Source organism: Bifidobacterium myosotis, from assembly GCF_002259745.1.
GTDB lineage: Bacteria > Actinomycetota > Actinomycetes > Actinomycetales > Bifidobacteriaceae > Bifidobacterium > Bifidobacterium myosotis.
The window spans coordinates 143,724-157,440 of sequence record NZ_MWWW01000002.1 but is presented as its reverse complement, the minus strand read 5'-3'; the positions used below and the strand labels follow the sequence as shown (position 1 = coordinate 157,440).

The following is a 13,717-nucleotide window of genomic DNA, read 5'->3' as shown; positions in this document are numbered from 1 at the left end:
CCCGGTGACGGACCGGCGTTTCCTAGTTTTTCAGACGATGCGTCAGGCGATGAGGATGTCGGCGTTGGAGGGCTTGAGGTAGTAGCGCACCGTCTCGCGTACCACGTCGCGGCCGGCGGCGATCTGCTGGTCCAGCGGCAGTCCGTGCTGGCTGGAATGGGCCGGGCCGACGAGCGGGAAGCTCACGAATCCGCCGAGCACGCGGTCCTGCGTGGACATCCAGTTGAGCAGGTTGTAGAACAGCGAGTTACACACGAAAGTGCCGGCGTCCGAGCTCAGGGTCGCGGGAATCGAGTCGATGGTGAAGTCCTTGAGGATGGAGCGCAGGGGCAAGCGCGTCCAGTAGGCGGCCGGGCCGTCCGGGTCGATGGGCTCACGGCGCGGAATCACGTTGTCGGCGTCCGGCCGGGCCGCGTCCATGAGGTTCGTGGCGCACCGCTCGAGCATCACGCTGCGTGCCGCATGCTTGAGGCCCGTGGCGATGACGATGTCGGGATGGACGGCCTCAATCGCCTCGAGCAGCGTGGGCCACGCCTTGGCGAAGCTCACCGGAAGGCTCACGGCATGGATGGTCACCTCGACACTGCCGAGCGAATCATCCGGACCGGACGGGTCGCCCAACCCTTGGGCGGCCAGGGCCGTGGGCACTTCGTAGGCCGGATTAACCTCCACACCGTCGTAATGGTCGAATCCGGACATCACCACATTGAGTTCACGCATAGCTTCCAGTCTAGCGGCTCCGGCGCGGGAGGCCAGTATGCGGCACCAGGCATCGCCCGGCGTCCGCGCCGGAAGTTCGCTGATTATAGTGCGACTCCTCTTGTCAGGAGGCCGAAGACAAGGGGCCGGGCACCCCTCCGACGCGGCATGCTAGCGCAGCTGGCCGGCGGCTTGGGCGAGCAGGGCATGCATGCGGGCACGGGCCTCCTCCTTGGGATCGCGGCCGAGCAGGTCCTCGGCGATACGCTCGGCGGTGGGGATGTCCGCCAGCGTGGTGATCTTGAGGTTGGTCTCCGAGCCGCCCACGATGGCAACCGGTTCATCCGGCAGGTAGTCCACCACCACTCGCGTGTCGTCGGTGGGATGGAAGTCCGGGTCGGCGGCCGCCAGCTCGTAGGCGTGACGAATCGTGGAGAAGCGGAACGACTGCGGGGTCTGCGCACGGTAGGAGTCCGCGCGGTCCGGCACCGAACGGATCACCTTGAGATCGCCCAGATCCTGCGTAAGCAGGATGGTGTCGGTGGAGGCGTATGCCACGGTGGCGGCCTTGAACTGGTCGAGCGCGTCAATGGACCCATCGATGGCGGACTGCGCCACGAACGGACGGACGGCATCATGGATGAGGATCTTGGCATCGTCGGGAATGCCGGCGGCCGCAAGCGTGTCGAGCGCCGCAGCGGTACTGTCCACGCGTTCGGCGCCGCCGTCGATCACGACGCGGACCTTGCTGTAGCCGTATTCCCCGATGAGCGACTCGACCGTGTCACGCACCTTGGCGTTGACCACCACCACGATGTCGCTCACGCGCGGGCAGCGCTCGAACGCTTCGATGCTCCAGCACACGATGGGCTTGCCGCCCACGGAGACGAGCTGCTTGGGGTTGTCCGGGTCGAACCGGGTGCCGAATCCGGCCGCAAGCACCACGGCCACCACCGGCACATGCTGTGCCGGCAGGACCGGCGACGGCTCCGATTGCACCATAGGCGTCTGCGGAGTCGCCTCGGAAGCGTCCAACGAAGTCGCCAACGATGCGGAAGTCTCTGATTCTCTCTGCGTCATAATGCCTCACCGTAGAACGTGCCCTCGAATGGTGTGAGCAAGCCCACACCATTCTGCACGGAATTTCCTTGACCGATCAGCGATTGCAGGCGCCGAACGACCGTATTCAGGCACGCCGTATCCGAGCACGCCGCGCCGCCGGCCAATCGCCGATGGCACTCGACCGCGAACCGTCTGCCATCGGAAGAGCACTGCGGAAATCTCGGCTGTATCGGGGAGTCTGGCCGTATCGAGGTGCCTCAGGAGCGCACGATCAGGGCGAGCATGCGCCCCTCGTGGGTCTTGCCTGCGAGCACGGCGCGGCGGTGGGAGTACCACAGCGGGTTTTCAAGCGTGCACATGCTGTGTTCGATTGCGCCGATGCGTTCCGCCAGCGAAGCCGGCCCCTCGCCATCCGTGCGGCACAGTTCGGCGAGCTCCACGTCCTCTTCCAGGTATTCGGTGGCGGCGTGTACGCGCGGCATGGAATCGACGACCTGATGCACGCCGGCGAAGGCCAGATCAATCATCGCGGCCTCGGCGATGTCGATGCCCGCCCCGCCGAAACGGGTCTCGGTCTTGGTCAGGGGGAAGCGCTTGACGAACGAGTCGGCGATCTCGTCGCCCACCTCGTAGCAGTCGCCGCAGATGCGCGGGCCAAGCGTGGCGATGATGCGGGCAGGGTCGGCGCCCTTGTCTGTCATCAGCTCGACAGTCGAACCGATCACCCCGCGTTCGAGGCCTCGGCGGCCGCAGTGCGCCGCGCCGATGATGCCGGCGACCGGATCGGCCATGAGCACCGGCAGACAATCGGCGGCGAACATGCCCAGCGCGATGCCCGTCTGGGAGGTGACCTGACCGTCCGCCTCCAGCACCGTAACGGCGGACGGGGCTGCCTCGCCGTCCTCATCATCCTTGGTGCCCGAGGCGTCAAAACCAAACGGCGCGTTGGATTCGTAGGTCTCATCGATGTCCACCGCCACGGCGGAGTGCACTTGGGAGACGAGCGACAGCGGCGCGCCGACGGCCTCCTCGAGGGCCATGCGGTTGGAACGCACGGCCTGCGGGTCGTCGCCCGCTTTGCCGCCGAGATTGAGGTTGCCGTAGTCGCCGGTGCTGAGGCCTCCGAGACGGGTGGTATAGACCACGGTGACGCCCGGCGCAAGGGCGATGGGGATGGTCACCGGAATCGGGCGGCCCTCCGGATCGGTGGAGCTGATCGCGTTGGAGTCGAGAATCTCATCACTGTATTCGGCCATGTCGCTGGTCCTTCCTATTCGGCCTTGAGGGTGGGGCGCTTGGTGCGCGAGCGGATGGCGGCGTTGATCGGCACCGGATGCGGGCACGGCATCGAGAAGACGTGCGCGGGGTTGTTGATGGCGGGCACCGGCACGCCGTCCGCGTCCCTCAGACCGCTGTCCGGCACGGTGTAGGCCAGCGGCTGCGCGCCCGGCAATAGGAACTCGACGTGCTGGCCGGGCTCGATCTTGTTGCGGCTCATCAGGGTGACGCGGCCGCCTTCATCGGCGCTCCAGCTCAGCACCTCGCCCACCACCATCCATGAACGGAAGTAGGCGGAGCGGTCGGTGTTCTGCGTGACCTTGTGCTCCGGGTAGTAGAAGCCGGTGGAGTAGTCGCGGTGCGCCACCTTGTCGGGCTCCTCGATCAGCCATTCGGGCAGGCTGACGTGCGGCGCCGGGCGAACAGCCGCATGCTGCCAGTCGGTTTCGATGGCTTCGGCGGCCGTGTTGGACTTGCGTCGGGTGGAACGGGCGTGGTAGCTCAGGTCATCGGGCTCAGCCAATAGTCCGGACTGCGAGCGGACTGACTCCTCGGTTCCTTCCTCGGTTCCGGCTGAAGTCGGCCGGCCAGCCGATGCAACGCCAGGACGCTCGTAACCGTCATCCGCCACTCCGGCGAAAGCCTTATCCGCATTGCGCGTCACCTGATCCTGACCGAACTCGGCGGTCGCCTCGGCGTAGTCGGGGTCGGTCGGGCGAATCACCCGGTCATGGAAGGGCTTGAGCACCGTGCCGTCCGCGGATTCGAAGCCGCGCTGGACCATGTACTCGTTGACCGCGGTCTTGTAGGCGTTGGTCATTGCGGCGATGTAGTACGCGCTTTTCGCGCGCCCCTCGATCTTGAGGCTCGTGGCGCCGGAGTCGATGAGGTCGTCCAGATGCTCGAGCATGTTCATGTCCTGCGAGTTGAACAGGTAGGCGCCGTTCTCGGTCTGCTCGATCGGGAAGTACTGGCCGGGGCGCTTCTCCTCCACGATCGAGTACTTCCAGCGGCACGGCTGGGCGCATTCGCCATGGTTGCCGTCGCGGCCGGTGAGATAGTTGGAGAACAGGCAGCGGCCGGAGAAGGCCATGCACATGGCACCGTGGACGAAGCACTCGATGTCGAGGTCGTCGGGGATGTTGGCGCGGATGTCGCGCACGGCCTGCAGGTCCATCTCGCGGGCCAGCACCACACGACGGGCACCAAGCTCGTAGAAGGCGTTAGCGGCCTGATAGTTGGTCACGCCCGCCTGGGTGGACACATGCAGTTCGAGGTTCGGGGCCACCTGCCGGGCCATGAGCATCACGCCGATATCCGAGACGATCAGTGCGTCCACGCCGGTGTCCTTGAGCTGGCCGACATACTCGCGCATGGCTTCGATCTCGTTGTTGCGCGGGAGCACGTTGCAGGTCACGTATACGCGGGCGCCGTGCTCGTGGGCGTAGCGCGAACCCTCCTCGAAGTCCTCGAGGCTCAGGTTCCTGGGGGCCGAGCGCATGCCGAAGGCCTTGCCGCCGCAGTAGACCGCGTCGGCGCCGTAGTCCACGGCCGTCTTGAGGCCGCGCAGGTTGCCGGCCGGGGCCAGCACCTCGGGCTTCTTTCGTGTGGGGAGGTTCATCGTCGTATTCATCATCGCAATAGTGTAGTGATGGGCGTGTAATGCGGGCGGGCCTACCGTTAGGCTGGAGCGCATGAAGATCGATATCGTGAGCGTGTTCCCCGAGTATTTCGACGTGTTCGGGCTGAGTCTGATGGGCAAGGCGCAGGCGAAGGGCCTGTTGGAGGTCAAGGCGCACAACCTGCGCGACTGGACCCATGACGTGCATCATTCGGTGGACGATACGCCGGTGGGCGGCGGCGCGGGCATGGTGATGAAGCCCGAGGTCTGGGCTGAATGCCTCGATGAGCTGCTCGGGTTGAATACGCCCGACGTGTGTGCCGGAGGCAACGGCGAAACGGACGCGGTTACCCCACAATCCGGTCCGGAACCTGGATGGGAACCGGCGGAAACGTCCTCCTCTATGTCACAACCAGCCACCATTCCGGCGAGCGATGCCCCGGTGCTCATCTTCCCGAACCCCTCCGCACCGCTGTTCACCCAGAGCGACGCCACCGAGCTCAGCCATGCCGGACACCTGCTGTTCGGGTGCGGACGCTACGAGGGGTATGACGCGCGTATCCCCGACTATTACCGCGCGCAGGGCATCGACGTACGCGAATACTCGATCGGCGACTACGTGCTCAACGGCGGCGAAGTGGCCGTTTCCGTGATGGTGGAGGCCATCACCCGTCTGATGCCGGGGTTCATGGGCAATCCCGACTCGATTGTGGAGGAATCCTACACCGGCGAGGGCGCGTTACTCGAGCACCGGCAATATACGAAACCCGCCGTGTGGCGCGGCCTAGCGGTCCCGGAGGTGCTGCTTTCCGGCGACCACGGCAAGGTGGATCGCTTCCGCCGCGACGAGGCGCTGGCCCGCACCGCCGAAATCCGCCCGGACCTCATCGAGGCGCTGGACTGCAAGGCGTTGGACAAGGCCGACCGTAAGACCCTGATGTCACTGGGGTGGGAGGTCTCCGCCACCCATCCGCGCCGGTTGGCCGACTGACCTGATGTAACAGGGCGTATTCCTTACCTTCGGTCTCCTTCACCGTTCTCATTGTTCTTGTCGCCCGCGCCGTCCGCGTCGCTTTCTCCGTCCTCGTCGTCCTCGACAATCGGCTCGATGTAGAACACGGCCGTTTCGCCGTAGTTGCGGCTTTCGGTGATCTCCCAACCTTCGGGCGCGGTTGGGGCGTCCGAGCGGACCGATCGCTCCAGCATAATCACCGTATGGTCGTTGGTGGCGCTGCCTGCGGCCAAATCGGCGAGCAACTGGTTGCAGGACTCGGTCTCATAGGCATACGGCGGATCGATCATGATGAGATCGAACGGCTCGCCGAATCCGCCTGCCACGGCTTCCGCCTTTTTGGCCAATACGCGGGCCTTCAGGTCAGTGGTCCACGAACGGTTCCGCTGCAATTGGGCCAGCGTCTTGGTGATGAGAGCCGCGGCCGGTCTGGAGGATTCCACAGCCACCAGCTCCCGCGCCCCGCGGCTCAACGCCTCGATGCCGAGCGCGCCCGTGCCGGCGAAGAGATCCAGCACGCGGGCGTCGTCCAGCACACCCCACGAGTCGAGATGGGAGAAGATGGCTTCCTTGGTGCGGTCCGTGGTGGGACGGGTGCCGGTTTTGGGGGTGGCGAGCGCCACACCTTTGAATCGTCCAGAAATTACGCGCATGCGTACCAGCCTAGCGGCTGCCCGGCATCGTCGGCGCTCAGAACATCATCGGTGCGCACAACATCATCGACCGCTCATGGCATATCGCCCGTGACCTTCGTCACTCGTCAGGCCCATCCGCCACCTATCTGCCTTGCAAGGGGTACTTTTCCCCTTCGCCCCGGAGCTATCTGCGTTGCAAGGGGTACCTCGCGCGCCAAACCGCGAGTATCGGCCGTGCCATCGCAACGCCGTTGCGCTGTTTCCCGGCTCTGTCTACTTGAGCACCTACCCCTTGCAACGGATATAGCTTTCCGCGCAACCGGTGTACCTACCCCTTGCAGACGAGAAAGCCTAATCCCAGTGGGCAAATCGTAGGCGCACACCCCAGAAGACCCTCAAAAGACCCTCGGAAGACCGTCAGCTGGAGGTCAGGAACGTCTCGTTGCCCCGGGTGAAATCAAGCACGGCCCCCGCCAACTGGACCTCGCCCGCCAAATCGGGGTCGGCAGCCAGCAGACGTTCGGCTCGAGCACGGGCGTCGGCGATCATATCGGCATCCTTGACCACGCGCAGCAGTTTGAGACTCGATTTGCCGCCGGATTGCGCATCGCCCAGCACATCACCGGCTCCGCGGAATTCCAGGTCGGCTTGGGCGATCTCCGCGCCGTCCAGGGAATGATGAATCACTTCGAGCCGCTGCTCGGCCGTCGAACCGGGCTCGGCGCGGGAAATCAGGAACGCCCACGAATTGGTGCCCCCACGTCCCACACGCCCGCGCAGCTGGTGCAACTGGGACAGCCCGTACCGATCGGCGTCGAAGATGACGATACAGCTGGCCTGCTTGACGTCCACCCCCACCTCGATCACGGTGGTGGACACCAACACCGGGGTCGCACCATTGACGAAATCGGCCATGACCTGCGTTTTGACGTCGTCCTTGTCCCGGCCCGTCAGCGTGGCGAAGCGGATGCCGGCGAATTGCGGCAGCTTCTGGAGCCGCCCGGCGATTTCCTCCACCGAATGCAACGGCGGACGCGCCACCGTCTCGCCATTGTCGTCGAAGGTCTCATAGGGGTCCTCGATGCCGACCTCCCCGGCCCGCCCGCGGCCACGCGACGAACGCGAGGCGCGCGCGGACGTGCCACCGGCCTCGGAGCCGGCGTGCGAAGCGCCTTCGGCCGAACCGTCGCCGCTCTCCTCCATATCGATGCGAGGGCAGACGATGTACGCCCGTTCGCCCGCATCGATGCGCGCACGGATGTGGGCGAACATGCGACCCATCGTGTTGGCGTCCGTCTCGTTGACTACCACGGTGCGAATCGGTTTGCGCCCGCCCGGCAGCTCGGTGAGCCAGGAGATGTCGAGATCGCCGAACCACGTCATGGCGGCGGTGCGTGGGATGGGTGTGGCCGTCATCACGAGCAGATGCGGCGTGGTGCCGTCGTCCGATTTGGCGTTGAGGCTTTCGCGTTGTTCCACGCCGAAACGGTGCTGTTCGTCGATGACCACCAGCGCCAGATGCGGGGCCTGGAAGGTTTTGGAGAACGCCGCATGGGTCGCCACGATGATGCCCGGCGCGCCCGACGCCGCTTCGGCGAGCGCTTTGCGTCGTGCGGCGAGCTTCATGCCACCGGTCAGCAGGGTGACGGGTACGGCCGGGGTCGCCGGAACACTCGCGGACTTCCCCGCAGTGTCCGTGACTCCCGAATCGGATCGGGGGCCTGATGCGTCCGCGATGCCCGTGGTTTTCGCGGCATTCGCGGCACCCACAGCCTCCGAGATACCCGCAACAACCGCATCGGCATCACGCAAACGCGCCAGCATGGCTCGAATCGTCTCGTAATGCTGTTCCGCGAGCACCTGGGTCGGCGCCACCAGCACCGCCTGATACCCGGCGCCCACGGCCTGCAGCATGGCGGCAAGCGCCACCACGGTCTTGCCGGAGCCCACTTCGCCTTGCAGTAGCCGTTGCATGGGCCAGTCGCGGGCAAGGTCGGAAGCGATGTCGTTCACAACCTGCCGCTGACCGTTGGTGAGAGTGAACGGCAGCGAGGCGATGAATCGGTCGCGCAGGTTCAGGGCTGGCGTATCAGGCGATGCGTTCGCGGACCGGATGGCGGCGCCGGCGCCAATCCCGTCCGCAGTGCCAGAACCCGCATCGGCGTCAACTGAATCAACCGGAACGTTCCTCGATCCGACGGCGACAGCGGCGGCACCAACACCAACCGCTCCGGCGACAGCGCTGACGACATTCAGCGGACATGGATGCGCCGAGGATTTATGGGCATGCAGGCGGGCCCTCACCAGCGAGGTCTGGGAGACGAAGGCCTCCTCATAGCGCAAAGTCTCGATGGCATGATCGAACCGGTGCTTGGTGCTCGGATCGTGGATGGCAAGAAACGCCTCGGCGCGGTGCATCAGCCCTTTGGCCACGCGGATGTCTTCAGGCAGAATGTCAGGTATGGCGCCGGACGACGCGACGGCGGACCCGGCGACCGAATCGGCGGCCTGACCGGCAACGGCGGTCTGCGCGGACGCAGACTCTCCCGGCTGAATGGCGATGACCTCGGTGGAGGGGGCGACGAGTCCGGATTCGCTGGAATCGGAGCCGGCCGCGGAACCACGCACTCCCATCATCCACAACAGGTTCAGGATCGTCTCATGGATATGCTCGGAGGAGATGCGCGAGCTGGCGTGGTAGACGGGTCGCGGGCGGCAGACTCGCGCAAGTCCCTCGCCTACGGTGTCGGCGTCGTATTTGAGCGCCGGGGAGGGCGACTCGTGGATGGACCGCCTCGCTTGTCCGTTCGGCTGAGCAGGCAATTGACCGGTCGGCAGACCAGTGGGGACCGGACCGCCGTCCGGAGCCGGCCCAGCGGCAACAGGGCCCGCAGCCGGAACCAATCCTTCGGCCACCGCGAACTCATCTTGCCCCGGAGCCATTACGCCGCTGACGGCACGTCCGGCAGCGACGGACCGCATCGTGGGCGCCACGGTGAGAATGTCGGGATGCGTGAACTGAAGCTGTCCCATGTATTCGCCGGGCATCCCGGAGATGACCACGACCGAGCCGGCGCGCAATCGCATGCTCACCCAATCCACATAGGACTTGCGGTAGGAGAAGAAGGTGAGGCGTGCCAGACCGCCGGCGACACGACGCGACCGGGCGAAATCCGCGTCGTCCACGGTGGCTTCGAGCCGGTACCCACGCCGCGCGTTCATCGGCACCACGCGCAAATCGCGAATCGTCGCGGCGAAGGCCATGGTCTGACCGATCCGCGCCTCACGAATGGCCCGCAGCGGCACGGGATCGGTGACGCGGAACGGATAATAGGTGAGCGCATCACCCACAGTGACCACACCCAGCGATTTGAGCGCGGAGACCCGGCGCTTGTTGGTGATCAGCGCGGCAAGGGCGGTGTCCATGGTGATGCTCATAGGGCACCATTGTATGGCGAGCGCCGCAATCCCGCCTCAGTTGGCTTCCTCGCCGCACGTTTTTGCCGAATCCCGACCACAATCGGACGTATGGCACCTTCCAAGCGTCCGTTTATGGTCAGCACGCGCCCCTTCCTGACCATAATCGGACGCAAAACACCCTCCAAGCGTCCGTTTATGGTCAGGACTTGCCTCCTCCTGACGAAAGACGGACGCAATCGGCCGCTTTTACGTCCGTTTATGGTCAGGAGCGTTCATGTACTGACCATAAACGGACGCTCGAAAGCCGCTGAGCGGCCGATTGCGGTCAGGTCAGGATTCGCCGCACACACGATTCTTGCCGGCTTCCACGACCTTCCCTGGGGATGAACCGCACGGAGAGCCATGCGGAACCGTCCGCAGATACGACAGAACCCGCCGAGCCGAAGCTCAAGCGGGTTCCGAAGGACGCTGATGCGTCAGATACGTTAGTACGCGATTCACGCGGCCACGCGCTGAACCTTGCCGGCCTTGAGGCACTTGGTGCACACGCGAATGCGAGTGTTCTCACCATCGATCGTGGTGCGCACAGACTGCAGGTTCGGGCGGAAGCTACGCTTGGTACGACGATGCGAATGGGAAACGGTAAAACCGGTCTGCGGACCCTTACCGCACACTGCGCAACGAGCTGCCATGATGGACTCCCTTAAACCTTGATTTGTCAAGTCTTTTCCGTGTCCAACCGGCGGTATTACCCGACATGCCGAACACACAACTTCACAAGAATACAGCTCAATACCGACAACCGCAACTCTTGCGTGTATCATGGCCGGACCAACGCGCCGGAGCGCGCAAGACACGTCACACCAACGCGGCCAACGCGGCGGCGGCACGCGCGAACTCCTCCGGCGTGGTGTACGCATAACTGAGCCGCAGTGCGTTGTCGCTCTCGAAATCATAGATATCCCCCGGATTAAGCAGCACGCCGCGTTCGAGCGCCCGCTGGAACAACCTCCCCATGCGCACCGGCTCGTCGAAGGTGAGCCAGATATAGAATCCGCCGCCCGGCGTGTTCCAGTGCGCGCGCCCCGCGAACAAACGGTCCAGCGTCTCCAGCGCCGCATCCCGCCGACGGCGCAGCTCGCCGCGCAGCGTCTCCAGATACTCCGCATACATCCCCGAAGTGAGGAACCGCGCGAACACCCACTGGTTCAGCGTGCCCGCGCCGTAATCCATCTGCATCTTGACGTCGGCCAGCCGGTGCACGATGCGCTCGTCAGCCACAATCCAGCCGATGCGCAGCCCCGGGGCCAACGCCTTCGACGCGCTACCCACGGTGATCACCATGCCGGTGTCGTCGAAAGTTTTGAGGGATGGGGGCACATCGCCGTCGAACACCAGATCCTGATACGCGCAGTCCTCGATGATAGGCAACCGACCCGCCACACATGCGTCGATGAGCATCCGTCGCCGCTGCGCAGACATGGTGATGCCGGTGGGATTGTGGTTGGTCGGAATCGTGTACAGCACCGCACCGCCGGAGGCCGACCGGCCCGACACGCCCGTCCGCCCTACCTGCGACGACGCCCTCACGGAGACGGCGGATGCGGCGGCCCCGGAAACGATGGCCGGACCCGCAACGCCCGACGATCCCAACGAACTCGAGACCGCCCGGCCCGACACGCCCGACCACCCCAACACCTCGCCCAGGGCCCCGACGTCGATGCCCTGCCCATCCATCGGCACGCCGGCGAGCTTCATCCCCGCCGACTGGAACACCTGCAGTGACTTGATGTAGCTGGGCGCCTCGGCCACCACGGTGGAACCGGAGGAGAGCAGACTCACCGAAATCATCTGCAACCCCTGCAATGCGCCCGACGAGATGAGCACCTGCTCGGGCCGGCACTCGACGCCCCAATCCCGCATATGGACGGCGATCGCCTCACGCAGGACGTCAAGGCCCTCGGGCGGCGGATAGCCGAGGGCGTCGATCTCCTCGGCCGCCTCGTGTGCCACGCGCCGCCACATCCGGCGGGGGAAGAGCCGCGGATCGAGCTCGCCGGTGCCCAACCGCGTCTTGGTCGGGTCGAATTCATACCGGTTGATGGCCTGAATCGTGTCGTTGTTCGCCTTGAAGAAGCCGGAGGAGACGTAATCCGCCCAGTCGGGCGCGCCGGAAAGCATCAGCGACCATGTGTTGCTTATGATTCGCGTCCCCGCGCCATGCCGCCCCTCGACGATGCCGTAGTCGGCGAGCTCCTCGATGGCCGCGATGACCGTGGACCGGTTCACGCCGAACGCCTCGGACAGCGCGCGTTGGCTGGGCAGCCGCGCACCAATCGGCCAGGCACCGGAGGCGATGCGCTCACACATGAAGTCCACGATCTGACCGGTGACCGGGCGGTCGGCGGTCCGGTCCGGCTTCCAATCGATATGCAGCGGTGCGATGCGCGCCATAACGCCCTCCTTCCGAAGCGGATGCCATGGGCCAATCATGCAGCCCGGCATCCAGCCAACCTGACCAGCCAGCCAACTGGGTCAACTAACCCGACCAGCCAACCAACCCGACCAGCCAATCTGATCGGCCAACCCGACCGAACGACAAACCAACCCGATCGGTCAATCAACCAACCTGATAGGCCGATCAACCTGATCGACCAGCCGACTCCCACCAACCAGCCAGCCGTGCCACACACCCGATCCGGCCGGCCCACCCAGCCCGCACGGCCCGGCCAGTGGCCGGCCGATCGGCGCGGTAATCGAGCACACAATCAGACGGCCAATGCGTCCGGCAGACCGGGTGTGCGAAATCCACCAAACGCCCGCACATCCCGCACACCCGCTTCACGATTCCATTCATTGACGCACATTTGGTTGGGTTACATATGCCATGCTTGGCTGGTTGCCAAGTGTAGCCAATTCCTTACCATAGGTCAATGGTATTGGAAAGCCGCGGTTTAAGGGAACATCGGTTCACCACCGCACCGCACACTGGAACGGTGTTTGGTTGGTTTGGCTGGATGGATATCAACCAACCAAACCTGCGGATGAACGAACACGAGAACCGACGCGGAACGACACACGCAGCGTAGAAGACGGAGGCCGAACATGGGTCTGTATATACAAGGACTAACGATGGGGCTCGCCTACATCGCACCGATCGGCATGCAGAACCTGTTCGTCATCAACTCGGCGCTGACCCGCACCCGCCGCAACGCCCTCATCACCGCGCTCATCGTCATCTGCTTCGACATGGCGCTGTCGCTGTCCTGCTTCTTCGGCATCGGCGCTTTGATGCAGGCCCACCCGTGGCTGGAGAACATCGTGCTCGGACTGGGCGGGCTGGTGGTGATCCGCATCGGACTGGGGCTGGTGCCGCCGAGCAGGAAGGCCGGGAAGTCGGACGGAACCGGCGTACATGGCACCGGGGCCAACACCACGAACGGCGTCGCAACCGGCACCGGAGCAATCGCCGCCGGCACAGCCGCCTTCGACTCATCCGCGACCGTAGCAACCGCGCAGGTCCCGGACAAGCACCTCGGCACCCGCGGCCTGTTGAACACCATCGGCACCGCCTGCGCCGTCACCTGGTTCAACCCGCAGGCCATCATCGACGGCACGTTGATGCTCGGCGCCTTCGCGGCCACGCTCAACGCGCAGCAGACAGCCCCGTTCATCACCGGCGTCGAGACCGCCTCGGTGCTGTGGTTCTTCGGCGTGACGCTGCTCGTCAACGCCTTCGCCCACAAGTTCAGCCCGAAGATCATCGACGTGCTCAACCGAGCATGCGGCGGCGTCATCACCCTGTATGGCATCAAGCTGCTGGTCGACTTCGCGATCGCGGTGTTCTGACGCACGCCCGGACTGACGCCCGACCTCGACCCCAGGCAAGAAGACCATCACTTCAGCGCGCGAATCCAGTGGCCTGCCCCACTGATAATTAAGAGCTTCAGCTTCCGCCCCTACCCCAGTAAGCTTCGCTGACAGCCCGTC

At 64.9% G+C, this 13,717-nt stretch carries 10 protein-coding genes; 2 read left to right on the top strand and 8 right to left on the bottom strand.

Going from position 1 to position 13,717, the window contains the following annotated elements; translation table 11 throughout:
• Positions 1-42: 42 nt before the first annotated feature.
• The 4 genes from BMYO_RS00780 to BMYO_RS00765 all read right to left on the bottom strand — a co-directional run bounded on the left by BMYO_RS00780 (position 43) and on the right by BMYO_RS00765 (position 4,660).
• Positions 43-720, bottom strand: coding sequence for a pyroglutamyl-peptidase I (locus tag BMYO_RS00780; protein WP_094666693.1), 678 nt, complete (start codon positions 718-720; stop codon positions 43-45).
• A 150-nt stretch (positions 721-870) separates the two neighbouring features.
• A complete protein-coding gene (locus BMYO_RS00775) occupies positions 871-1,701 on the bottom strand; it encodes an IspD/TarI family cytidylyltransferase (RefSeq protein WP_094666692.1) in 831 nt (276 codons plus the stop codon).
• Positions 1,702-2,018: 317 nt separating this feature from the next.
• Positions 2,019-3,017: a purine nucleoside phosphorylase YfiH/LACC1 family protein gene (locus BMYO_RS00770; protein WP_094666691.1), complete on the bottom strand. Its 999-nt coding sequence runs from the start codon at positions 3,015-3,017 to the stop codon at positions 2,019-2,021.
• Between the two features lie 14 nt (positions 3,018-3,031).
• Positions 3,032-4,660 carry a peptidase U32 family protein gene (locus BMYO_RS00765; protein WP_169834000.1) on the bottom strand — a complete coding sequence of 543 codons (1,629 nt, stop codon included), beginning with the start codon at positions 4,658-4,660 and terminating at the stop codon, positions 3,032-3,034.
• Positions 4,661-4,733: 73 nt separating this feature from the next.
• Here BMYO_RS00765 and trmD point away from each other — a divergent pair, with 73 nt between their 5' ends.
• Positions 4,734-5,651, top strand: a complete 918-nt coding sequence (trmD, locus tag BMYO_RS00760) for a tRNA (guanosine(37)-N1)-methyltransferase TrmD (RefSeq protein WP_094666689.1) — start codon at positions 4,734-4,736, stop codon at positions 5,649-5,651.
• 23 nt (positions 5,652-5,674) lie between these two features.
• On the opposite strand, the gene rsmD is transcribed toward trmD, so the two are convergent.
• From rsmD to BMYO_RS00740, 4 genes are all read right to left on the bottom strand, one after another.
• Positions 5,675-6,325, bottom strand: a complete 651-nt coding sequence (rsmD, locus tag BMYO_RS00755) for a 16S rRNA (guanine(966)-N(2))-methyltransferase RsmD (protein WP_233427957.1) — start codon at positions 6,323-6,325, stop codon at positions 5,675-5,677.
• A gap of 399 nt (positions 6,326-6,724) precedes the next feature.
• Positions 6,725-9,745 (bottom strand): ATP-dependent DNA helicase RecG, encoded by a 3,021-nt coding sequence (locus tag BMYO_RS00750; protein WP_094666688.1) that lies wholly within the window; start codon positions 9,743-9,745, stop codon positions 6,725-6,727.
• A gap of 479 nt (positions 9,746-10,224) precedes the next feature.
• Positions 10,225-10,419, bottom strand: a complete 195-nt coding sequence (rpmB, locus tag BMYO_RS00745; RefSeq protein WP_094666687.1) for a 50S ribosomal protein L28 — start codon at positions 10,417-10,419, stop codon at positions 10,225-10,227.
• A 166-nt stretch (positions 10,420-10,585) separates the two neighbouring features.
• Positions 10,586-12,181, bottom strand: coding sequence for an aminotransferase-like domain-containing protein (locus tag BMYO_RS00740; RefSeq protein WP_094666686.1), 1,596 nt, complete (start codon positions 12,179-12,181; stop codon positions 10,586-10,588).
• Positions 12,182-12,832: 651 nt separating this feature from the next.
• On the opposite strand from BMYO_RS00740, the gene BMYO_RS00735 reads away from it, so the two are divergent.
• Positions 12,833-13,576: a LysE/ArgO family amino acid transporter gene (locus BMYO_RS00735; RefSeq protein WP_094666685.1), complete on the top strand. Its 744-nt coding sequence runs from the start codon at positions 12,833-12,835 to the stop codon at positions 13,574-13,576.
• Positions 13,577-13,717 lie beyond the last annotated feature (141 nt).